Genomic DNA, 22639 nt, shown 5'->3' with positions numbered 1-22639 from the left:
CTAAGCAACCACTGCCCGCCGGTCCTCCCGCGGGCACCGCTCAAACCTTGCCCGATAACACCGGGTGAAATACGACGCCGATTCGAACCCGCACGCCACCCCTACCTCCAGCACGCTCATGTCGGTCTGACGCAACAACTGCCGCGCCTTGTCCAATCGCAACCTCAGGTAGAAGCCACTGGGCGTGTCGTCCAGGTGCAGGCGAAACAGTCGCTCCAGCTGCCGACGAGTCACCTGCACCGCATCGGCCAACACTTGCGTGTTGAGCGGTTGCTCGGTGTTGCGCTCCATCTCGCCAATCACCTTCACCAGCTTCTTGTTGTTGATGCCGTAGCGCGACGCTATCTGCATGCGCTGGTGATCCTGTCGCGGACGGATACGCCCCAGCACGAACTGTTCGGACACCTGCACCGCCAGCTCGCTTCCATGGGCCTGGCCGATGAGGTCGAGCATCAGGTCGATCGATGCGGTGCCACCCGCGCAGGTAATTCGCCGGCGGTCTATCTCGAACAGTTCCTGCGTGGCCTGCAATCGTGGATAACGCTCCTTGAAGGCCTCCAGCGCCTCCCAATGCAAGGTCGCCCGATGCCCATCCAACAAGCCCGCCTCAGCCAGCACCATGGCGCCGGTGTCGATGCCGCCCAGAATCACTCCCTCATGGTCCAGACGCCGTAGCGCCTGGTGCAAGGCCGGACCATAACTCGCCAACGGTTCGAACCCTGCCACTACCAGCAGCATCTGCCCGCGCGGCTCGTCGCCCAGCGCCCCATCGGCATTGACCGACATGCCGTTGCTCGCCTGCACCGCGCCACCGTCCAGGCTCAGCACCCGCCACTGATACTGCGGCCCTCGAAAGCGGTTGGCCACGCGCAGCGGCTCCAACGCGCTGATGAAGCCCATGGCCGAAAAACCTGGAAGCAGGAGGAACTGGATTGTTTGCGACATCGAGGTTTCTCTGATGGAGGCAGGTCGCCTGGGTGCAAGTGTTGGTCGCCAGCGTGCGATTTTCCAGTGTGCCACCCGCGTAGCTTAAGCACACGGTCCAGAGAGACCGGCCCCTATAACAATATGCACTGCCGTTGGAGAGCCACCATGCACAGCTTGATCCGCCGCAGCCTGTTGTCCCTTGCCCTGAGCAGCACCCTCGTTACCCCGCTTTACGCCGCAGAGCCCGCAGCCTGCAAGAACGTGCGCCTCGGCGTGGTCAACTGGACCGATGTCATCGCCACCAGCGCCATGGCGCAAGTGCTGCTCGATGGCCTGGGTTACCAGACCAAGCAGACCAGTGCCTCGCAGCAGATCATCTTTGCCGGCATCCGCGACAAACGCCTGGACATGTTCCTGGGTTACTGGAACCCGATCATGACCCAGACCATCACCCCGTTCGTCGATGCCAACCAGGTCAAGGTGCTCGACAAGCCCAGCCTGGAAGACGCACGAGCCACCCTGGCCGTCCCCAAATACCTGGCCGACAAGGGCCTGAAAAGCTTCGCCGACATCCACAAGTTCGAGAAAGAACTGGGCGGCAAGATTTACGGCATCGAGCCTGGTTCGGGCGCCAACACCCAGATCAAGGCCATGATCGCCAAGAACCAGTTCGGCCTGGGCAAGTTCCAACTGGTCGAGTCCAGCGAGGCCGGCATGCTCGCCGCTGTCGACCGCGCCGTGCGACGCAAGGAAGCGGTGGTGTTCTTCGGCTGGGCGCCGCACCCGATGAACGTGAACATCGACATGGTCTACCTGGGTGACAGCCAGGATGCCCTGGGGCCAGACGAAGGCCGTGCCACCGTGTGGACCGTCACCGCACCCGACTACGCCGAACGCTGCCCCAACGCCCACCGCCTGCTGGCCAACCTGAACTTCAGCGCCGAGGACGAGAGCCGCATGACGCAGCCGCTGCTCGACCACAAGGATGCGCTGGAATCAGCCCGCCAGTGGCTGAAAGACCACCCCGAGGACAAGGCCCGCTGGCTTGAAGGTGTGACCACCTTCGACGGCAAGCCGGCCGCCGAGAACCTCAACCTTACCGCCAACTGATTCGGCCCTTGCGCGGGTAAACCCGCTCCCACAGGTACTCACCGAACCAGGGTTCTGCGCAAACCCTGTGGGAGCCGGCTTGCCGGCGATAAGGCCACCACGAACATCCCGAGGAACACCACACCATGAACCACGACGTCATCATCACCTGCGCCCTCACCGGCGCTGGCGACACCGTTGCCAAGAGCCACCTGGTCCCGGTCACGCCCAAGCAGATCGCCGAATCCGCCATCGAAGCCGCCAAAGCCGGCGCCACCGTGGTCCACTGCCACGTCCGCGACCCAGAGACTGGCCGCTTCAGCCGCGACGTGAACCTCTACCGCGAAGTCATGGAGCGTATTCGCGAAGCCGATGTGGACATCATCGTCAACCTCACCGCCGGCATGGGGGGCGACCTGGAAATCGGCCCTGGCGAATCGCCCATGGAGTTCGGCCCAGGCACCGACCTGATCGGCCCGCTGGAGCGCCTGGCCCATGTCGAGGCTCTGCTCCCGGAAATCTGCACACTCGACTGCGGCACCCTCAACTTCGGTGACGGCAACGCCATCTACGTTTCCACCCCCGCTCAACTGCGCGCCGGCGCCAAACGCATCACCGAACTGGGCGTAAAGGCCGAACTGGAAATCTTCGACACCGGCCACCTGTGGTTCGCCAAGCAGATGATGAAAGAGGGCCTGCTCGACGACCCGCTGTTCCAGCTGTGCCTGGGCATCCCATGGGGCGCGCCGGCCGACACCACCACCATGAAGGCGATGGTCGACAACCTGCCCGCCAACGTCACCTGGGCTGGCTTCGGCATTGGCCGCATGCAGATGCCCATGGCCGCGCAGGCGGTATTGCTCGGCGGCAACGTGCGCGTGGGCCTGGAAGACAACCTCTACCTGGACCGTGGCGTGCTGGCCAGCAACGGCCAACTGGTCGAGCGGGCAGCCGAAATCATCACCCGCATGGGCGCCCGCGTGCTCACCCCGGCAGAAGGCCGGGCAAAAATGAACCTCAAGCGCCGCTGATACCGACCCTAAGGAGATCGACATGCCCTTCATCACCGAAATCAAGACCTTCGCCGCCCTCGGTAGCGGCGTGATCGGCAGCGGCTGGGTCGCCCGTGCCCTCGCCCACGGCCTGGATGTCATCGCCTGGGACCCGGCCCCGGCGCCGAGCAGGCCCTGCGCAAGCGCATCGCCAATGCCTGGCCGGCACTTGAAAACAAGGCCTGGCGCCTGGCGCTTCGCAGGAACGTCTGAAGTTTGTCGCGACCATCGAAGAGTGCGTTCGCGACGCCGACTTCATCCAGGAAAGCGCCCCAGAACGCCTCGACCTGAAGCTCGAACTGCATGCCAAGATCAGCGCCGCAGCCAAACCGGACGCCATCATCGGCTCCAGCACCTCGGGGCTGCTGCCCAGCGAGTTCTACGAGTCGGCCACCCACCCAGAGCGTTGCGTGGTGGGCCACCCCTTCAACCCGGTGTACCTGCTGCCGCTGGTCGAGATCGTGGGCGGCAACCGCACTGCGCCAGAAGCCATCGAGGCTGCAAGAACCATCTACACCGCGCTGGGCATGCGCCCGCCGCATGTGCGCAAGGAAGTGCCCGGCTTCATCGCCGACCGCCTGCTCGAAGCGCTGTGGCGCGAGGCCCTGCACCTGGTCAACGACGGTGTGGCCACAACAGGCGAGATCGACGACGCGATTCGCTTCGGCGCAGGCCTGCGCTGGTCGTTCATGGGCACGTTCCTGACCTACACCCTGGCGGGCGGCGATGCCGGCATGCGCCACTTCATGTCCCAGTTCGGACCGGCGCTGAAACTGCCCTGGACCTACCTGCCCGCACCAGAGCTGACCGACAAGCTGATCGACGACGTGGTCGACGGACCTCCGAGCAGTTGGGCGAGCGCAGCATCGCCGCGCTGGAGCGCTATCGTGATGACACCCTGCTGGCCGTACTGGATGCGGTGAAGAGCAGCAAAACCCGGCACGGCATGGCTTTCAGCGATTGAGGACAACGTAATGCCCGCATTGATCACCTACCGCACCCCTGTCCAGGAGGACTGGGTCGACTACAACGGCCACCTGCGCGATGCCTACTACCTGCTGATCTTCAGCTACGCCACCGATTCGCTGATGGAGCGCATCGGCCTGGATGCCGACGCACGTGGGCAGAGTGGGCATTCGTTGTTCACCCTGGAAGCGCATATCAACTACCTGCATGAGGTGAAGCTGGGCACCGAAGTGTGGGTGCAGACACACATCATCGGCTTCGACCACAAGCGCCTGCACCTGTACCACAGCCTTCACCGCGCAGGGTTTGACGAAGCATTGGCAGCCAGTGAACAGATGCTCTTGCATGTGGACCTGGCGGGGCCGAAGTCCACGGCATTTGGCGTGTTGACCACTGCCCGGCTGCAACAGCTACTGGACGCCCAGGGCACGCTACCGTTGTCAGCCTGTGTTAGCCGCGTGATTAAGATCGCGCGCTGAAAAAACGCATCAGGCCAGTCATTATCCTGACTTGGCCTGATGCGTTTGTAGATTATCCACGCGTTCTCAATCGTCCGCGCCACGGCGTTTGAAATGGAACAACGGTATCATTCCACACCCTTCGAGATAAGACGGACATTGCCGTTCATGTAGCCGCCTCTTGTCGCCTTGAGCCCATTAGGAAGTACCAACGGGTACTGGTCGAAATTTGCGATACCGAAATCGCCCCGGTAATCACCGGTATAGCAATGTTTGCGGGTTGCGTCCGCGTTTACGAAACACAATTTGCTTCCGTCAAAACCAATGACTTGTGCTGACCGCGCTCTACCGACATTCGAGGGGCATTGCCTTTCGGTATTGGGGGTCTTGGCGCTCCCCTGCCCGACTGTCACCGTGCACAGCAAAGAGGTGTAGTTATCCCCGCCATAAAGTCGCACAAAAGTCTCGTCGGTTTTTTTGTAGCTCATCTCAGTAACTGAGCCGTTCATCGGGTAGCCTTTGGCACTGCGTTTCAGGCCACTTGGCAATGGGCTTCCGAGATCAAAATTGGCAATTTCGAAATTTCCCTTGTAATCGCCAGAAACGCAGCGTTGCCGTGAATGGTCAGTGTTGCTCAGGCAAAACTGGTTACCGCGTTCAAAGTTCACTACTTTCACTGAGCGCGAGGTCGTCACTTCACGGCAGAGGCTGTCCTTGACAATAACTGTCTTACCTTTCTCGATGTACAGCTCGCACATGTTGCCCTTGAAATTTGCACCTTCGAATAGCTGAACCTTGGCCGCAGCGGCCGGGGATGAATAAAAATTCTCCACGATGCTACGCCGTTCCTCTATCGCCCGTGCCACGTCGTGGTCCTTGACGGTACCCACTGGAATAAAGTTATGTGTCACACGAGGGTTAGAGAAATATGGAATTCTGGGGCAGCTATTATCCGGGCAGTCATAAGACATCTGAGTGCGAAACAGGGGTTTTCTTGTATGCTGATAGCCATGAATGTAAGAAGCTTTCCTGCCTCTTTCATTTTGTCGTTCCCAAAATCGTGGTGCATACCAAAATTGTGCCCGATTTCATGGGCCAAACTCGGAATATTGGTAATCACACTGTACGCTAGTCTCTTGGAGGGGCTAAATAGGCCAATCCACGCCATTCCTTATTGATGACTATCATGGACACCAAGTCTGCAAGCAGGCCTTCCCTGGCTTGGGCAACATCCTTCATATTCTTAGCCAGATCCTCCAGCAACTGGGAATAATTTTTCCCCGACTCGTCATAATTCGCATGGTAAATCCCGGCCGACTCAACGGTAATGTTGATCCTGCTGTTTTTCATCACCTCGTTCACGCTTTGCAACCCAAGCGACACAATCAACTCAGGGTAAGAATAATTCGCCCTTGACTGTTTGGTTGTGACGAACAGTATGCGAATGACACTGTGAGCCGTCTGAGCACTACCTGCTTGTGTCACCACCGACTTGGCGATCTCTCTGCCTTGCACAGTGTCACCCTCCGGCGGGATCTTGGATTCGTCCACCGTCACAAGGGCATGTGTGTTCGCCCCAGATACTCCAGTTGGTAGGGTTGCCCTTCAACGACGATGTCCGCGACCAATTTTTCGCCCTGACGGATAATCGAAAGGTAAGTCAACGGGTCGATCCCAAGCTCATCTGAAGACGGCCGATAACCCACCCAGCCTTCCATACCCTCGGGAAGTTCATTGTAGGTCCTCACCTCAAAGCGGGCCGTCTTGCCGTTGGGCAATGTTACTGCCAGCTCCTGGGTATCTTTGTGTATCAGCTCTGGCTTCACATCGACCAACAAGACGTCTTGGCTGGCGGGGCTTCGACCAAGTTTTGCAAATAGCCTTTAGTGGCCTCTGACGGCAAACTGCGTTTAGACGCGATCGAAAACAGCTGCTCGGCACCTTCCGCATCTTGCGAAGATGAGTAGCACCATGAGGACATCAGCATCGTCGCGCCCAACAAAGACAAAGAAAGAATACGTTTCATGAATTAGCTCCTGTGGAAAACAGGAGACGAATTAATCAGCTGGCGTCATGTACGCCAACTCGCAGAACTTCTAGGGAAAGCACGGCTACCGAGGAAAAAATAACCCCGGAAAGCCGTGAGCGTCCGGGGCCAAGAGCGAGCAACATCCACTGTGTGTGAGCGAGGGTGACCAAACCCTCTGGTACCGTGAATGAGACCAGTGTGCTGACTTCCCGACTCGGGGATTTAGCCGGGAACGACCTGTTCTTAGCCAAAGCAGCCATTGCGACATTCTGTCCTTGCCGCCTTGCGCTGCTCGTCACAGAATCGGTTGACGATCACAGCAGCAAACAAGGACTACAACCATGATGCATGCGGATTTGATTGATCAGGACGACCTGGCAGGCCACCTGCGCGCGCGCGGGTTCGACATCCCCGCCGGGGCCACAGCCGAACAGGCTTGCGAGGCGGTGGTACGCGGTTTGACCGAGCCCAACGCCCGGGCACTGAAAGGCATGGTCGAACAGATGTACACCGGCAGCGCGACGATCCTGCCGGCGGTGCGCCAGGCCATCGACAAGCAACTGTTGCCGGCGTTGGCCAGCTTCAACAAGCGGGCTTGAGCCTTCTAAATTCACTGACCTTTTCGCGGGTAAACCCGCTCCCACAGGTCCACCACCTGCCTCAATGACGGTGGTGGACCTGTGGGAGCGGGTTCACCCGCGAAAAGCGTGGTATCAGAGCCTCACACTGGCAAAGGTCGACTCATTACGCGCCTGGCTCAGCGCCGCCATCGGCCCGCTGTGTGGCGACAGGGTCATGGCCTGCGGAATCGGCATCATCGCCACCTGTTGAGCGGTATTGGAACCGACGCGCTCGTCACGCGGCGGAATACCGAAGTACTCGCGGTAGCACTTGGAGAAGTGCGGCGTGGAAACGAAACCGCACACCGACGCCACTTCGATGATCGACATCGGCGTCTGCTTGAGCAGCTGCCGCGCACGAATCAGCCGCAGCTTGAGGTAATAGCGCGACGGTGAGCAGTGCAGGTACTTCTGGAACAAACGCTCGAGCTGACGTCGCGACACCGACACATAGACCGCCAACTCGTCCAGGTCGATCGGCTCTTCCAGGTTGGCTTCCATCAACGCGACGATTTCCTGCAACTTCGGCTGGTTGGTGCCCAGCATGTGCTTGAGCGGCACGCGCTGGTGATCCTGCTCGTTGCGGATGCGCTCGTAGACGAACATCTCGGAAATCGCTGCAGACAGTTCGCGACCGTGATCGCGGCTGATCAGGTGCAGCATCATGTCCAGCGGTGCGGTACCGCCAGAGCTGGTGAAGCGGTTACGGTCGAGGGTGAACAGGCGCGTGCTCATATTCACGCGCGGGAAAGCTTCCTGCATGGCCGCCAGACATTCCCAGTGCACGCTGCAATCGAAGCCGTCGAGCAGGCCAGCACAGGCCAGCGCCCAGCTGCCGGTACACACTGCGCCAAGCCTGCGCGACTGGCGGGCCTGGGCCTGCAGCCAAGTGACATGCTCGCGGGTCACCGAACGCTGGATGCCAACGCCACCGCAGACGATCACGGTGTCCATGGGCGGTGCGTTGCTGATGGCCGCATCCGGGGTGATCTGCAAGCCGTCACTGGCCCACACCTGGCCGCCATCGACCGTCAGTGTGTGCCAGCGATACAGCTCGCGACCGGAGAGCTGGTTGGCCATGCGCAGCGGCTCGACAGCCGATGCCAGGGAAATCAGGGTGAAATTGTCCAGCAGGAGAAAACCGATGGACTGTGGGGCTGTGCGGTTCTGGGTTGGGTTCCCGGAGGTGTACGACGTCATCGCGATTTCTCCTCACACAAATGCAGGGTGTGCCTCAGGCGAGCACTGATTTCTTGTTAATGCCCCCATTCGTCATGCAGGGGCTTTGCCAAACTCAACGCAAACGGCGTGCCGGAAATTGAACGCGCATCCAAAAAAACCAAAAACGACGTCTTCTTTCGGCAAATCAGGCGCTTCGTGTGAGCTTGTGAAAAAACGCAAACAGGCGTGCCAGCGCCTTTGCGTGTAACTGCTGAGCAAAACGGTAGCACGGTTGGGTAGGTTGCCCAGAAGCGACACATTTGAGTGTCACCGACAATACCCACACTGAGTGCGACAGCCGACAGCCGGTACTTCCAAAAACTACGCCCCAAAACGGGGCGCAGTGCTCACGATAGTTCGAAATCAGCGCATCAGCATTCGATGGCACTGACCGCAAGGCCACCGCGCGAAGTTTCCTTGTACTTGTCGTGCATGTCGGCACCGGTGTCACGCATGGTGCGGATCACCTGGTCGAGGGAAATGAAGTGTTCGCCGTCGCCGCGCAGGGCCATCTGCACGGCATTGATCGCCTTCACCGCAGCAATGGCGTTGCGCTCGATGCACGCACCTGCACCAGGCCGCCCACGGGGTCGCAGGTGAGGCCGAGGTTGTGCTCCAGGGCGATTTCGGCGGCGTTCTCCACTTGTGGTGGCGTGGCGCCCAGCACTTCGGCCAGGCCGGCGGCTGCCATGGCGCACGCCGAACCCACTTCGCCCTGGCAACCGACTTCGGCACCGGAGATCGAAGCGTTCTTCTTGCACAGGATGCCTACGGCTGCAGCGCCGAGGAAGAAGTCGACCACGTTGGACTCATCCACTGCATCGCTGAAGCGCATGTAGTAGTGCAATACCGCCGGGATGATGCCTGCCGCGCCGTTGGTGGGTGCGGTGACCATGCGCCCGCCAGCGGCGTTCTCTTCGTTGACCGCCAGGGCGAACAGGTTGACCCACTCCATGGCGCTCATGGTCGAGCCGATCACGTTGGGCTTGCCGATCTCCTGCAGGCTGCGGTGCAGCTTGGCGGCGCGGCGGCGCACGTTGAGCCCGCCGGGCAGCGTGCCTTCATATTTCAGACCGTTGTTGACGCATTCCTGCATGGCTTCCCAGAGCTTGTACAGGCCCGCGCGGATTTCCTCCTCGCTGCGCCAGACCTTCTCGTTGGCCATCATCAATTGCGACACGCTCATGTCGTTTTGTTTGCACAGACGCAGCAGCTCGGCAGCGCTGTTGAAATCGTACGGCAGCACCGTCTGGTCGGCGTCCAGCACACCGCTGGCGGCCTGTGCGGCATCCACCACGAAGCCACCGCCCACCGAGTAATAGGTGTCGCGGTGCAGCTCACCCTGCTCGCCTTCGGCGATCAAGGTCATGGCGTTGGGGTGGTACGGCAGGTTCTCGTCCAGCAGCAGCATGTCGCGGGCCCAGACGAATTCGATGGGCAGGCGGCTGTCCAGCTGCAGGGTGTTGGTTTCGCGCAGGTCGGCAATGCGCGGGACGATCTGGGTGGGGTCGATGGCGTCAGGCCATTCGCCCATCAGGCCCATGATGGTGGCGTTGTCGGTGCCGTGGCCGACACCGGTGGCCGACAGCGAGCCATACAGCCGCACTTCGATCCGTTTCACCTGTTCCAGCTCGCCGCGCTGGCGCAGCCCTTGTACGAACAGGGCACCGGCACGCATGGGGCCAACGGTGTGGGAGCTGGAAGGCCCGACACCAATCTTGAACAGGTCGAACACGCTGATGGCCATTGTCGATTCACCTCTTGCTGGGCTTGTCTCTGCGCGCCATGCGCAGGGCGGGGCAACTGCTAGGCTGAAGCTGCGAGCCGCCACGAATGCACGCATCATCGGGCTTTTATGCCTCCCCTCGCCGTCTGCAACCGACGTACTTTTGCCCAGCAGCGCCGCTGCCGATTTAGCCGTCGGCACGCCGTTTTCAAGCGGCCTTGTGACGCAAAAACGCGGCCGGTGGGGTGGAGAAATCCATAAACGACGTCGCCGATACTGGATGCGACCCGTTCCGTACTGGTTACGACCCCACCAGTAGGCGATTACCCGACGCTGGAGGATTATCAGGCGACTCGTTTTGCACGGCCTCGCAACCTGCCCTCTGCAGGCCTGGTCTACCGGACCCTGAGAAAGCCCGGAGACCCCGCGAACCCGAAGATAAAATCACAGGAGTCCATCCATGAAAGGTTCACCCTCGCTGTTGCTGGTCGCGTTGCTGTCCGCACCGTTGCTGGCCCAGGCCGCCGAACCCGAGCAGTGCCAGACGGTACGCTTCTCGGACGTCGGCTGGACCGACATCACCGTCACCACCGCAACCACCAGCGTTGTGCTCGAAGCGCTGGGTTACAAAACCCACACCACCATGATTTCGGTACCGGTGACCTACAAGTCGCTGGCCACCGGCAAGGACCTGGATGTGTTTCTCGGCAACTGGATGCCGACCATGGAGAACGACATCAAGCAGTACCGCGACGCCGGCACTGTAGAGACGGTGCGGGCCAACCTGGAGAACGCCAAGTACACCCTGGCCGTGCCCCAGGCGCTGTATGACAAGGGTCTGAAGGATTTCAGCGACATTCCCAAGTTCAAGAAGGAACTGGACGGCAAGATCTACGGCATCGAGCCTGGCAACGACGGTAACCGCACCATCCAGAGCATGATCGACAAGAACGCCTTCGGCCTGAAAGACGCCGGTTTCAAGATCGTGCAGTCCAGCGAGGCCGGCATGCTGTCGCAGGTGGACCGGGCACAGAAGCGCGGCGAATCGATCGTGTTCCTCGGTTGGGAACCCCACCCGATGAACACCCGCTTCAAGATGCAGTACCTGACCGGTGGGGACGAGTTCTTCGGCCCTGATTTCGGCAAGGCCACCGTGCTTACCAACACCCGCAAGGGCTATGCACAGGAATGCAGCAACGTCGGGCAACTGCTCAAGAACCTGTCGTTCGAGCTCAAGGATGAAAGCACCATGATGGGCTATGTCCTGGACGACAAGATGAAACCGAGGACGCCGCCAAGAAGTGGCTCAAGGCCAACCCTGGCAAGCTGGACAACTGGCTGGCCGGCGTTACCACCGTGGATGGCAAACCCGGCCTTGAGGCGGCCAAGGCCAAACTGACGCAATAACGCAAGACGCTATGGCAACACCGCGGGGCGGACCGTGCCCGCCCCGGACTGATTTCAATCTTTGCAGGTGGAAGCTCGCTATCATGCTTATCGATCAGAAAATACCCTGGGGCAGTACATCGCCTCATTCGTTGAGTGGTTGACCCAGAACGGCGCCAATTATTTCGACGCCATCGCCCAAGGCCTGGAGTTCATGATCCATGGGGTCACCAGTGCCCTGACCTGGTTCAACCCCTTCGTTCTCGTCGCCCTGTTCGCCGCCCTGGCTCATCTGATCCAGCGCAAATGGGCGCTGACCGTTTTCGTCGCCCTGTCGTTCCTGTTGATCCTCAACCTGGGTTACTGGCAGGAAACCATGGAAACCCTGGCGCAGGTGACATTCGCCACAGTGGTCTGCGTGGTCATCGGTGTGCCGCTGGGCATCCTCGCGGCGCACAAGCCGATGTTCTACACCGCCATGCGCCCGGTCCTCGACCTGATGCAGACCGTGCCTACCTTCGTTTACCTGATCCCGACCCTGACCCTGTTCGGGCTGGGCGTGGTACCGGGGCTGATTTCGACGGTAGTGTTCGCCATTGCCGCCCCTATCCGCCTCACCTACCTCGGCATTTGCGACGTACCGCAAGAGCTGATGGACGCCGGCAAGGCGTTCGGCTGCTCGCGTCGCCAACTGCTGACCCGCATCGAACTGCCCCATGCCATGCCAAGCATCGCCGCCGGTGTGACCCAGTGCATCATGCTGTCGCTGTCGATGGTGGTGATCGCGGCACTGGTGGGTGCCGATGGCCTGGGCAAACCTGTGGTCAACGCACTGAACACCGCTGATATTTCCCTGGGCTTCGAAGCGGGCCTGGCGATCGTGCTGCTGGCGATCATGCTCGACCGTATCTGCAAGCAACCGGAGCTGCCGGTAAGGGGTGAAGCATGAGCATCATTCGATTCGAAGACGTCGACGTCATCTTCTCCAACAAGCCGCGCGAAGCGTTGTCGCTGCTCGACCAGGGCAAGACCCGCGAGCAGATCCTCAAGCAGACCGGCCTTGTGGTTGGCGTGGAAAAGGCCAACCTGGATATCAAGAAGGGCGAGATCTGCGTGCTCATGGGCCTGTCGGGCTCGGGCAAATCGAGCCTGCTGCGCTGCATCAACGGCCTGAACACCGTGAGCCGCGGCAAACTGTTCGTCGAGCACGAAGGCAAACATATCGACATTGCCCACTGCACTCCGGCCGAGCTGAAGATGATGCGCACCAAGCGCATCGCCATGGTGTTCCAGAAGTTCGCCCTGATGCCCTGGCTGACGGTGCGCGAGAACATCAGCTTTGGCCTTGAAATGCAGGGCCGTCCGGAGAAGGAACGGCGCAAGCTGGTGGACGAAAAGCTTGAGCTGGTGGGCCTGACCCAGTGGCGCAACAAGAAGCCGGATGAGCTCTCGGGCGGCATGCAGCAACGCGTGGGCCTAGCCCGAGCACTGGCCATGGATGCCGACATCCTGCTGATGGACGAACCCTTCTCCGCACTCGACCCACTGATCCGCCAGGGCCTGCAGGACGAACTGCTGGCGCTGCAGAGCAAACTGAGCAAGACCATCGTGTTCGTCAGCCACGACCTGGACGAAGCACTGAAACTGGGTAGCCGCATCGCCATCATGAAAGACGGCCGGATCATCCAGTACAGCAAGCCCGAGGAAATCGTCCTCAACCCAGCGGATGAGTACGTGCGTACCTTCGTTGCCCACACCAACCCGCTCAATGTGCTGTGCGGTCGCAGCCTGATGCGCAGCCTGGACAACTGCAAGCGGGTGAACGGCTCGGTGTGCCTGGACCCAGGTATCGATTCATGGCTGGACCTTGGCGAAGGCGGCTCGCTCAAGCGCGCACGTCAGGGCCAGACCGGTCTGGACATGCAGAATTGGGCACCGGGGCAGGATGTGGAGCTGCTGGAACGCAGGCCGACCGTGGTGCACGCCGATATCGGCATGCGCGAGGCGCTGCGGATTCGTTATCAGACCGGCAACAAGCTGGTGCTGCAGGATAACGACAAGGTGGTGGGGATTCTCGGGGATACCGAGTTGTATCACGCGTTGCTGGGCAAGACCCACGGATAATGCAATTGGGGCCGCTATGCGGCCCATCGCAGGCTTCGCCAGCTCCCACAGTGATAGCACAGACCCAAAAATCAGCGCTGTACCTGTGGGAGCTGGCGAAGCCTGCGATGGCCTGCAAAGCAGCCCCAATCATTTTTTCAGCGAACCACAATCCCGCGCGAAGCCATGTAGGCCTTGGCCTCAGGCACCGTGTACTCACCAAAGTGGAAGATGCTGGCCGCCAATACCGCGCTGGCATGCCCTTCCAGAATGCCGTCAGCCAGGTGCTGCAGGTTACCCACACCACCCGAAGCGATCACCGGAATCCCCAGCGCATCGCTGATGGCCCGGGTAACACCCAGGTCGAAGCCGTTCTTCATGCCGTCCTGGTCCATGCTGGTCAGCAGGATTTCGCCAGCACCCAGGCCTTCCATCTTTTTCGCCCACTCGACGGCGTCCAGGCCGGTCGGCTTGCGGCCACCGTGGGTGAAGATCTCCCAACGCGGCGCTTCGCCCGGGCCGGAAACCTTCTTCGCGTCGATAGCGACAACGATGCACTGCGAACCGAAACGGTCAGCAGCTTCACCGACGAACTCCGGGTTGAAAACCGCGGCGGTGTTGATCGAGACCTTGTCGGCACCGGCGTTGAGCAGGTTGCGGATGTCCTGCACGGTGCGCACGCCACCGCCCACGGTCAGCGGGATGAACACCTGGCTGGCCATGCGCTCGACGGTATGCAGGGTGGTGTCACGGCCATCGACGCTGGCGGTGATGTCGAGGAAAGTGATCTCGTCAGCGCCTTGCTCGTTGTAGCGACGGGCGATTTCCACCGGGTCGCCGGCATCACGAATGTTCTCGAACTTGACGCCCTTGACCACCCGGCCGTTGTCCACGTCCAGGCAAGGGATGATGCGCTTGGCCAGTGCCATGGTTCAGTCCTCAGCCTTGGTAGTTGTCGCAGAAGGCCTGGGCCTCGGCGACATCGAGGGTGCCTTCGTAGATGGCGCGGCCAGTGATGGCGCCGATGATGCCAGGGGCCTTGGCATCCAGCAGGGCCTTGATGTCACCCAGGTTGTGGATGCCGCCCGAAGCGATTACCGGAATCGAAGTGGCTTCGGCCAGGGCCTTGGTGAAAGGCACGTTGCAGCCTTGCATCATGCCGTCCTTGGCGATGTCGGTGTAGACGATCGCCGAGACGCCATCGGCCTCGAAACGCTTGGCCAGGTCGATGACCTGCACCGAGCTCACTTCAGCCCAACCGTCGGTGGCGACGAAGCCGTCCTTGGCGTCCAGGCCGACGATGACCTTGCCGGGAACGCCTTGCAGGCTTCGGCGACGAACTCAGGCTGCTTGACCGCCTTGGTGCCGATGATCACGTAGCTGACGCCAGCCTTGACGTAGTGCTCGATGGTTTCCAGCGAGCGGATGCCACCGCCGATCTGGATCGGCAGGTTCGGGTAACGCTTGGCGATGGCAGTGACCACTTCACCGTTGACCGGCTGGCCTTCGAAGGCGCCGTTCAGGTCAACCAGGTGCAGGCGACGGCAGCCACCCTCGACCCACTTGGCGGCCATGCTCACCGGGTCGTCGGAAAATACCGTGGAGTCTTCCATACGGCCCTGGCGCAGACGTACGCAGGCACCGTCCTTGAGATCGATAGCGGGGATAATCAGCATCTTGGAAACCTGTCTATTCGGTGGAGTTCAGGGCTTCTCGAGCGCCCACAGGTCGCTTTCGATGCTCTCGAACCGCTCCTTGAGGTGCAGCTGAACATCGGCAATCGCCCTGTTGTAGTAATGGGGTGCAATTTCTTTGCTGAACACGTCGAGGACCTCAGCCACCTCGAACGACCCCAGCTGCAACTCGAAGCGGTCTTCGAGGAAGCGCTTCAAGGTGTCGAGCGCCTCGCTCTTGCTCGGGGCCAGGGTGATGACCGGGGCCTTGGTCTTCGACCTGCTCATTTACCAGCGCCCGTCCCAGGCCACGAAGTTCTGCAGCAGCTGCAGGCCATGGGTGTGGCTCTTCTCCGGGTGGAACTGCACGGCAAAGCGCGAACCGTCTGCCAGCGCGGCGGCGAAGTCGACGCCATAGTGGCCGCGACCGACCACCTGGCCTGGCTTGCCGGCGTTGATGTAGTAGCTGTGCACGAAGTAGAAGCGTGCGCGGTCGGGAATGTCATGCCACAGCGGGTGGTCGATGGTCTGGCTGACTTCGTTCCAGCCCATGTGCGGCACCTTCAGGTGCTCGCCTTCTTCTTTAAGGTCTTTGCCGAAGAAGCGCACCTGGCCAGGGAACAGGCCAATGCAGTCGACGCCGTCGTTTTCCTCGCTGTGGTCGAGCAGTGCTTGCATGCCGACGCAGATACCGAGGAACGGGCGATCCTGGCTGACTTCACGTACCAGGCTGTCGAAGCCCAGGCGGCGGATTTCAGCCATGCAGTCGCGAATCGCGCCCACGCCCGGGAACACCACGCGGTCGGCCTCACGAATGACCGCGGCATCGCTGGTGACCAGCACCTTGCCAGCGCCGACGTGCTCGAGCGCCTTGGCCACCGAGTGCAGGTTGCCCATGCCATAGTCGATTACGGCTACCGTCTGCATTTACAGGCATCCCTTGGTGGAAGGCATCTGCCCGGCCATGCGCTCGTCCAGCGTAATGGCCATGCGCAGGGCGCGACCGAAGGCCTTGAACACGGTTTCGATCTGGTGGTGGGTGTTGTGGCCACGCAGGTTGTCGATGTGCAGGCTCACCAGGGCGTGGTTGACGAAGCCCTGGAAGAACTCCTGGAACAGGTCGACATCGAAGCCGCCAACGGTGGCGCGGGTGTACGGCACATGCATCTGCAGGCCTGGGCGGCCCGAGAAGTCGATGACCACGCGCGACAGGGCTTCGTCCAGCGGCACGTAAGCGTGGCCGTAGCGGAAGATACCCTTCTTGTCACCGATGGCCGGGCGAACGCCTGGCCCAGGGTGATGCCGACGTCTTCGACGGTATGGTGATCGTCGATATGCAGGTCACCCTTGCACTCGATATCCAGATCGATCAGCCCGTGTCGGGCGATCTGGTCGAGCATGTGTTCAAGGAAAGGCACGCCGATATCAAATCGGGCCTTGCCACTGCCATCGAGGTTGATCGAGCACTTGACCTGGGTTTCAGGGTATTGCGCTCGACGGAAGCCTTACGTTCGACCATCACCAGCTCCGCAAAATCATTGGGCGAAAAGGGTTCCATTATAGGCCCAAGACGCGCCAGCTTGAAACGCGGATGACATATGGCATTGCAAGGGGCTGCTTTGCAGCCGTCGCCGGCAAGCCGGCTCCCACAAAGACCCCACAAAACTCAAGAGCTGTGAAGGTGCCTGTGGGAGCTGGCTTGCCGGCGATAGGGCTAGCACAGTCAACCCATCAGCCAGCTGTAAAGCACCTCAGTGGAACAGAACAGCCGTCTTCTGCAGGGTAATCCATACCCCCAGGCCAGCGGAATCACCACCACGGCCCAGGCCAGCAGCACCAGCGGCAGGCTCCCGGCGCCGCGTGCCATTCCAGCGAACGCGCGCCATCGGCGCCTTTGTCATGGCTCAACGCACGCTCGGCGGCAAGCTCGGCGTCGGTCATGAAGTGCTTCTCTGCCACCGGGCGCACCAGCAGGTTGCAGATGAAACCCAGCACCAGCAGGCCGGCAAGGATGTACAGGGTCATGTCATAAGCCGCCGCACGCTCGACGCCCGCCGCCAGCTGATACTCGCGCAGATAGGTGATCAACACCGGCCCCAGCACGCCTGCAGCAGCCCAGGCGGTCAGCAAGCGACCATGGATGGCGCCTACCATCTGTGTACCGAACAGGTCGGCCAGGTACGCTGGCACCGTGGCGAAACCACCGCCGTACATCGACAGGATGATGCAGAACGCCGCCACGAACAGCGCCACGTTGCCCAGATGGCCCATGTTCGGCACCAGGCTATAGAGACCAACGCCCAGGGCGAAGAAGGCAAAGTAGGTGTTCTTGCGGCCAATGTAGTCAGAGAACGAAGCCCAGAAGAACCGCCCGCCGATGTTGAACAGGCTCAGCAAACCGGTGAAGCCTGCGGCAATGGCAGCAATCTGCGCCAGTTGCTGGGCGTTCAGTTCGCTGAAGCTCAGCTGGTTCCCCAGCAGCTTGCCGGCAAAGACTTCCTGCAGCAGTGGCGAGGCCATGCCGAGAATGCCGATACCCGCCGAAACGTTCAGGCACAGCACCAGCCAGATCAACGCGAACTGCGGGGTTTTCCAGGCAACGCTGACGTGGACGTGACGGTCGGTGACCATCGCGTTGGCCTTCTTCACCGGCGCGGTCCAGCCCTCCGGTTTCCAGCCGGTTGGCGGCACGCGGTAGGCCAATGCGCCGGCCGTCATGAACACGAAGTAGATGGCCGCCATGGCAACGAAGCTCTGCCACACGCCCACTTCCTGTGCGCTGCCGAAGTGGCCCATCAACCGCCGTTGCCAGCGGGGCGCCGACCATCGCGCCGCCGCCGAAGCCCATGATCGCCATGCCGGTTGCCATGCCGCGCTTGTCCGGGAACCACTTGATCAGGGTCGATACGGGCGAGATATAGCCCAGGCCCAGGCCGATGCCGCCGATAACGCCGGAGCCCAGCCACATCAGCCACAGTTGGTGGGTCTTCACGCCAATCGCCGAAATCAGCATGCCGCCGCACCAGCACAGCGCCGATACCAAGCCAGCCTTGCGCGGGCCGGCGTGCTCCAGCCAACCACCGAGTACCGCGGCCGAGCAGCCGAGGAAGACGAAGAACAGGGTGTAGATCCAGCTCAGCATCGAGATCGGCCAATCGCACTCAGCGCTGAACAGCTTTGCGATGAAGCCCATGTCGGCCGAACAGGCGACCGGCGCGCTGATGCCAATGGCCTGGGACAGCGGCAGCCAGAACACCGAGAAGCCGTAGGCCATGCCGATGCACAGGTGAATGGCCAGCGCTGCCGGGGGCACCAGCCAGCGGTTGAAGCCCGGGCGGGCGATGATGCGCTCCTTCGACAGGAAGCCTGGCGCGCTGGCGACCGCTCCTGCCGTGATACTGCTGTTCATGGATTCGATCCTTTTGTAGGTAGACGATGCTCGCGGATTGAATGCCCGGCTCTTCTGGCTGCACACAAGGCAAAGCCCGGCCATTTGCGGCAACGCCCGCGACAATCCGTCGCGGTGCTCCGAGGAAGCGGCGCAAGGGTATCAGCAACAAGTGGCATGAAAGCAATCTGATATCGTTATTTTTTGCTCGGCTGAATCGGTATTGCTGTGTCGTCTGCACCGGCGATAGGGCTAAAGCAGGCGCCACAAATGGAACTGCACAGTCGAAGACTGTCGAAAACCGCAACGTCTGATCCATTTGTAGGAAATACCCTGTGCCTCTTGTCGAATACGCAGGCACAACACGCGCGGCGCTATACTCTGCCGCTTGAATTCAAAAATCGGACTACAAGGACTCGCCCATGAAAGCGTTCGGCAAAATCCTGGGGCTGGGGCTACTCGGGTTGCTGCTGATCATTGTGGCGCTGGGCTTCGCCCTGACCCACCTCTTCGATCCCAACGACTACAAAGACGAGATTCGCCAGCTGGCACGCGACAAGGCACACGTGGAGCTGACCCTCAATGGCGACATTGGCTGGAGCCTGTTCCCTTGGCTGGGCCTGGAGCTGCACGACGCCAGCATCGCCACGCTCAATGCACCGAAGCAGCCATTTGCCGACCTGCAGATGCTGGGCCTTTCGGTACGCGTACTGCCGCTGCTGCGCCGCGAAGTGCAAATGAGCGATGTCCGCGTAGAAGGCCTGAACCTGACCCTGGCCCGCGACGAGCAGGGCCACGGCAACTGGGAAGACATCGGCAAACCTCTTCCTGCACAGGCCGGCACACCCGCCGACGCACCCGCGCAAGCCCCTGCCGAACCCGCATCGACATCCACCGACGGCAGCAGCGAGCGCACGATCAAGCTCGACATCGACAGCCTGACTGTGAACAACGCCCGCGTGCAGTACACCGATGCGAAAAGCGGCCAGGCGTTCAGCGCCGAAAGCATCCAGTTGAGCACCGGCCCCGTGCATGAAGGTGCGAACATTCCGCTCAAAGCCAGCGCATTCCTCAGCGCCAGCCAGCCGAATATCAAGGCTCGCACCGAACTGGCGGGCGAGCTGCGCTTCGACCGCAAGCTCAAGCGTTACAACTTCGAGGACATGCGTCTGTCCGGCGAGACGTCGGGCGAGCCCTTGGCAGGCAAGACCATGACCTTCTCCGCGCAAGGCCAAGTGCTGGTGGACCTGGCTGCGAATGTCGCCTCGTGGAGCGGGCTCAAGGTTTCGGCCAACCAGCTGCGTGCCCTCGGCGAGCTGAACCTGCGCGACCTGGATAAAGCACCACAGCTTAGCGGCGGCTTGTCCATCGCCCAGTTCGACCTGCGCACCTTCCTCGACGGCATCGGCCACCCGCTGCCAGCCACCAACGACCCGGCTGCTTTTACCAAGCTGGAAATGGTCAGCCGCCTGCAGGGCACGACCAACAGCCTGGCCCTGGAAGACCTGGCAGTGAAGCTTGACGACAGCAGCTTCAGTGGCCGAGTGGCCATCGAAGACTTCGCCAAGCAGGCCATCCGCCTGCAGCTCAAAGGCGACACCTTCGACGCCGACCGCTATTTGCCGGCCAAGAGCGAAGAAGCCAAGGGCGCCACCGCTGCCCGCCAGGCCGAAGTCAAACAGCAGGAAGCCAGCGCCGTGGCTGGTGCCGGTAGCACGCCGCTGCCCAACGCCCCGACCCAGGTCGCCTGGAGCAGCGACAAACTACTGCCCGTGGACCGCCTGCGCGCCCTCGACCTGCAAGCCAACCTGGCGTTCGGCTCGCTGACCCTGGACAAGCTGCCCATCAGCGACGCCCAGCTCATTGCCAATGGCCAAGGCGGCCTGGTCACCCTGCAGACCCTGCACGGCGGCCTGTACGACGGCAACTTCGAAGTCAAAGGCACCGTCGACGTGCGCCCCGCCGTGCCGCAGATCGGCATCAACACCAAGATCAACCGGGTACCGGTCGAGCACTTCATCAAAGCTGAAGGCAAGGAACAGACGCCACCGGTCAAAGGCCTGCTCACCCTCTCCAGCGACCTGACCGCCACCGGCAACAGCCAGAAAGCGCTGATCGATACCCTCAACGGCAACGCCAACTTCGCCATCAACGACGGCGTGCTGGTCAATGCCAACCTCGAACAGCAACTCTGCCAGGCCATCGCCACCCTGAACCGCAAGACGCTCAGTGGCGAACCACGCGGCAAGGACACACCGTTCGAAGAGCTGCGCGGCAGCCTGGTAATACGCAATGGCGTGGCCAGCAACCCAGACCTCAAGGCCCGTATTCCCGGCCTGACCGTCAACGGCCAGGGCGACCTTGACCTGCGCGTGCTGGGCATGGACTACAACGTTGGCGTAGTTGTCGAAGGTGACCAGCGCGCCATGCCGGACCCAGCCTGCCAGGTCAACGAACGCTACGTGGGCGTTGAAGTGCCGCTGCGTTGCCGTGGCCCACTGGAGCTGGGCGCCAAAGCCTGCCGCCTGGACCAGGACGGCATGGGCAAGGTTGCCGCCAAGCTGGCCGGTAACCGCCTCAAAGACAAGATTGACGAAAAACTCGGAGACAAAGTGAGCCCAGAACTCAAAGACGCGCTCAAGGGGCTGTTCAAGCGATGAGCCCCGAGCAGTTCTCCAGCGCCGTACTGGATTGGTACGACCAGCACGGCCGGCATGACCTGCCCTGGCAACAGGGCATCACCCCGTATCGGGTGTGGGTGTCGGAAATCATGCTGCAGCAGACCCAGGTGAGCACCGTGCTCAACTACTTCGACCGCTTCATGCAGGCCCTGCCGACCGTGCAGGCGCTGGCTGCGGCGCCGGAGGACGAAGTGCTGCACCTGTGGACGGGCCTTGGCTACTACACCCGTGCGCGCAATTTGCAGAAAGCCGCGAAAATGGTCGTCGAGCAGTACGGCGGCGAGTTCCCGCGCAGTGTCGAGCAGCTTACCGAGCTGCCCGGCATCGGCCGCTCCACCGCTGGCGCCATCGCCAGTATAAGCATGGGCATCCGCGCACCAATCCTTGATGGCAACGTCAAGCGCGTGCTGGCCCGCTACACCGCCCAGGCCGGCTACCCAGGCGAGCCGAAGGTGGCCAACCAACTGTGGGCCACGGCGGAGCGCTTTACCCCGCAACACCGCGCCAACCACTACACCCAGGCCATGATGGACATGGGCGCCACGCTGTGCACCCGCAGCAAGCCCAGCTGCCTGATCTGCCCGTTGCAACGTGGCTGCGAAGCCCACCTGCACGGCCAGGAAACCCGTTACCCCGAACCCAAGCCGCGCAAGACGCTGCCCCAACGCCGCACGCTGATGCCGCTGCTGGCCAACCACGAAGGCGCCATTCTGCTGTACCGACGCCCTTCCAGCGGCCTGTGGGGTGGGCTGTGGAGCCTGCCCGAACTGGACGACATCGAGCAGCTTGACGACCTGGCCTATCAGCATGGCCTGCGCCTGGCCGACAGCCGCGCGCTAGAAGGCCTGACTCACACCTTCAGCCACTTCCAGCTGGCCATCGAGCCGTGGCTGGTACGCGTCGACCCGGTGGGCCAGCACGTGGCCGAGGCCGACTGGCTCTGGTATAACCTCGCCACCCCGCCGCGCCTGGGCCTCGCCGCCCCGGTCAAGAAGCTGCTCAAACGCGCGGCCGACGAACTGATTGCAGGAGAAGCCCGATGACCCGCACCGTGATGTGCCGCAAATACAAAGAAGAACTGCCAGGCCTGGACCGCCCGCCCTACCCAGGCGCCAAGGGCCAGGACATCTTCGAACACATCTCGCAGAAAGCCTGGGCCGACTGGCAGAAACACCAGACCATGCTGATCAACGAAAAGCGCCTGAACATGATGAACGGCGAGGACCGCAAGTACCTCCAAGGCGAGATGGACAAGTTTTTCGCCGGCGAAGATTACGCCCAGGCGGATGGCTACGTTCCACCGGCCGAATGACCCTAGAA

The 22639-nt window shown here is 61.5% G+C and carries 18 protein-coding genes and 7 pseudogenes; 11 read left to right on the top strand and 14 right to left on the bottom strand.

Going from position 1 to position 22639, the window contains the following annotated elements; translation table 11 throughout:
* The gene (locus PspTeo4_RS23020) at positions 1-945 is read right to left on the bottom strand and encodes a GlxA family transcriptional regulator (RefSeq protein WP_322366140.1); all 945 of its coding nucleotides are present in this window, start codon (positions 943-945) and stop codon (positions 1-3) included.
* A 147-nt stretch (positions 946-1092) separates the two neighbouring features.
* Here PspTeo4_RS23020 and choX point away from each other — a divergent pair, with 147 nt between their 5' ends.
* The 4 genes and pseudogenes from choX to PspTeo4_RS23000 all read left to right on the top strand — a co-directional run bounded on the left by choX (position 1093) and on the right by PspTeo4_RS23000 (position 4513).
* On the top strand, positions 1093-2037 hold the full coding sequence (gene choX / locus PspTeo4_RS23015) for a choline ABC transporter substrate-binding protein (RefSeq protein ID WP_322366139.1): 945 nt from the start codon (positions 1093-1095) through the stop codon (positions 2035-2037).
* Positions 2038-2162: 125 nt separating this feature from the next.
* Positions 2163-3047 (top strand): 3-keto-5-aminohexanoate cleavage protein, encoded by an 885-nt coding sequence (locus PspTeo4_RS23010; protein ID WP_322366138.1) that lies wholly within the window; start codon positions 2163-2165, stop codon positions 3045-3047.
* Positions 3048-3069: 22 nt separating this feature from the next.
* A pseudogene (locus PspTeo4_RS23005) lies at positions 3070-4032 on the top strand (L-carnitine dehydrogenase).
* Positions 4033-4042: 10 nt separating this feature from the next.
* Positions 4043-4513 (top strand): thioesterase family protein, encoded by a 471-nt coding sequence (locus PspTeo4_RS23000; RefSeq protein ID WP_322366137.1) that lies wholly within the window; start codon positions 4043-4045, stop codon positions 4511-4513.
* A gap of 107 nt (positions 4514-4620) precedes the next feature.
* On the opposite strand, the gene PspTeo4_RS22995 is transcribed toward PspTeo4_RS23000, so the two are convergent.
* From PspTeo4_RS22995 to PspTeo4_RS22980, 5 genes are read right to left on the bottom strand one after another with little or no spacing between them, the layout of a single operon-like run.
* Positions 4621-5358, bottom strand: coding sequence for a hypothetical protein (locus tag PspTeo4_RS22995; RefSeq protein WP_322366136.1), 738 nt, complete (start codon positions 5356-5358; stop codon positions 4621-4623).
* A 41-nt stretch (positions 5359-5399) separates the two neighbouring features.
* Positions 5400-5660 (bottom strand): M12 family metallo-peptidase, encoded by a 261-nt coding sequence (locus PspTeo4_RS30060; protein WP_416196971.1) that lies wholly within the window; start codon positions 5658-5660, stop codon positions 5400-5402.
* Positions 5621-6043 carry a hypothetical protein gene (locus tag PspTeo4_RS22990; RefSeq protein ID WP_322366135.1) on the bottom strand — a complete coding sequence of 141 codons (423 nt, stop codon included), beginning with the start codon at positions 6041-6043 and terminating at the stop codon, positions 5621-5623. The genes PspTeo4_RS30060 and PspTeo4_RS22990 overlap by 40 nt, the downstream gene beginning before the upstream one ends.
* Before the next feature lie 2 nt (positions 6044-6045).
* A complete protein-coding gene (locus tag PspTeo4_RS22985) occupies positions 6046-6327 on the bottom strand; it encodes a hypothetical protein (protein ID WP_322366134.1) in 282 nt (93 codons plus the stop codon).
* Positions 6315-6518 carry a hypothetical protein gene (locus tag PspTeo4_RS22980; protein WP_322366133.1) on the bottom strand — a complete coding sequence of 68 codons (204 nt, stop codon included), beginning with the start codon at positions 6516-6518 and terminating at the stop codon, positions 6315-6317. Before PspTeo4_RS22980 ends, PspTeo4_RS22985 begins: the two co-directional genes overlap by 13 nt.
* Before the next feature lie 344 nt (positions 6519-6862).
* Here PspTeo4_RS22980 and PspTeo4_RS22975 point away from each other — a divergent pair, with 344 nt between their 5' ends.
* Positions 6863-7120 carry a hypothetical protein gene (locus PspTeo4_RS22975; RefSeq protein WP_322366132.1) on the top strand — a complete coding sequence of 86 codons (258 nt, stop codon included), beginning with the start codon at positions 6863-6865 and terminating at the stop codon, positions 7118-7120.
* A gap of 114 nt (positions 7121-7234) precedes the next feature.
* Here the strand turns inward: PspTeo4_RS22975 and PspTeo4_RS22970 are convergent, their stop codons facing one another.
* Positions 7235-8341: a GlxA family transcriptional regulator gene (locus PspTeo4_RS22970; RefSeq protein WP_322366131.1), complete on the bottom strand. Its 1107-nt coding sequence runs from the start codon at positions 8339-8341 to the stop codon at positions 7235-7237.
* Positions 8342-8733: 392 nt separating this feature from the next.
* Positions 8734-10109 (bottom strand): annotated as a pseudogene (locus PspTeo4_RS22965) (L-serine ammonia-lyase).
* Between the two features lie 439 nt (positions 10110-10548).
* On the opposite strand from PspTeo4_RS22965, the pseudogene PspTeo4_RS22960 reads away from it, so the two are divergent.
* From PspTeo4_RS22960 to choV, 3 genes and pseudogenes are all read left to right on the top strand, one after another.
* Positions 10549-11495 (top strand): annotated as a pseudogene (locus PspTeo4_RS22960) (choline ABC transporter substrate-binding protein).
* An 80-nt stretch (positions 11496-11575) separates the two neighbouring features.
* A pseudogene (gene choW / locus PspTeo4_RS22955) lies at positions 11576-12423 on the top strand (choline ABC transporter permease subunit).
* The gene (gene choV, locus PspTeo4_RS22950; RefSeq protein WP_322366129.1) at positions 12420-13598 is read left to right on the top strand and encodes a choline ABC transporter ATP-binding protein; all 1179 of its coding nucleotides are present in this window, start codon (positions 12420-12422) and stop codon (positions 13596-13598) included. The pseudogene choW and the gene choV overlap by 4 nt, the downstream one beginning before the upstream one ends.
* Before the next feature lie 137 nt (positions 13599-13735).
* Here choV and hisF read toward each other — a convergent pair whose 3' ends face one another.
* The 6 genes and pseudogenes from hisF to PspTeo4_RS22920 form a co-directional block, all read right to left on the bottom strand.
* On the bottom strand, positions 13736-14506 hold the full coding sequence (hisF, locus tag PspTeo4_RS22945; RefSeq protein ID WP_011536177.1) for an imidazole glycerol phosphate synthase subunit HisF: 771 nt from the start codon (positions 14504-14506) through the stop codon (positions 13736-13738).
* A gap of 10 nt (positions 14507-14516) precedes the next feature.
* Positions 14517-15253, bottom strand: a pseudogene (gene hisA, locus PspTeo4_RS22940) (1-(5-phosphoribosyl)-5-[(5-phosphoribosylamino)methylideneamino]imidazole-4-carboxamide isomerase).
* Positions 15254-15280: 27 nt separating this feature from the next.
* Positions 15281-15538: a DUF2164 domain-containing protein gene (locus PspTeo4_RS22935; RefSeq protein WP_322366128.1), complete on the bottom strand. Its 258-nt coding sequence runs from the start codon at positions 15536-15538 to the stop codon at positions 15281-15283.
* A complete protein-coding gene (hisH, locus tag PspTeo4_RS22930; RefSeq protein WP_322366127.1) occupies positions 15539-16177 on the bottom strand; it encodes an imidazole glycerol phosphate synthase subunit HisH in 639 nt (212 codons plus the stop codon).
* Positions 16178-16769 (bottom strand): annotated as a pseudogene (gene hisB / locus PspTeo4_RS22925) (imidazoleglycerol-phosphate dehydratase HisB). It abuts the gene before it with no gap.
* Positions 16770-17001: 232 nt separating this feature from the next.
* A pseudogene (locus PspTeo4_RS22920) lies at positions 17002-18659 on the bottom strand (OFA family MFS transporter).
* 401 nt (positions 18660-19060) lie between these two features.
* Between PspTeo4_RS22920 and PspTeo4_RS22915 the strand changes: the two are divergent.
* From PspTeo4_RS22915 to PspTeo4_RS22905, 3 genes are read left to right on the top strand one after another with little or no spacing between them, the layout of a single operon-like run.
* Positions 19061-21298, top strand: coding sequence for an AsmA family protein (locus PspTeo4_RS22915; protein ID WP_322366126.1), 2238 nt, complete (start codon positions 19061-19063; stop codon positions 21296-21298).
* The gene (mutY, locus tag PspTeo4_RS22910) at positions 21295-22362 is read left to right on the top strand and encodes an A/G-specific adenine glycosylase (RefSeq protein WP_322366125.1); all 1068 of its coding nucleotides are present in this window, start codon (positions 21295-21297) and stop codon (positions 22360-22362) included. Before PspTeo4_RS22915 ends, mutY begins: the two co-directional genes overlap by 4 nt.
* Complete coding sequence (locus tag PspTeo4_RS22905) at positions 22359-22631, top strand: oxidative damage protection protein (protein WP_322366124.1); 273 nt, start codon at positions 22359-22361, stop codon at positions 22629-22631. The genes mutY and PspTeo4_RS22905 overlap by 4 nt, the downstream gene beginning before the upstream one ends.
* Positions 22632-22639 lie beyond the last annotated feature (8 nt).

It is taken from the genome of Pseudomonas sp. Teo4, from assembly GCF_034387475.1.
Taxonomy (GTDB): domain Bacteria; phylum Pseudomonadota; class Gammaproteobacteria; order Pseudomonadales; family Pseudomonadaceae; genus Aquipseudomonas.
Note: the sequence above shows the minus strand (reverse complement) of the source record. Positions and strands in the feature narration are given on the sequence as shown.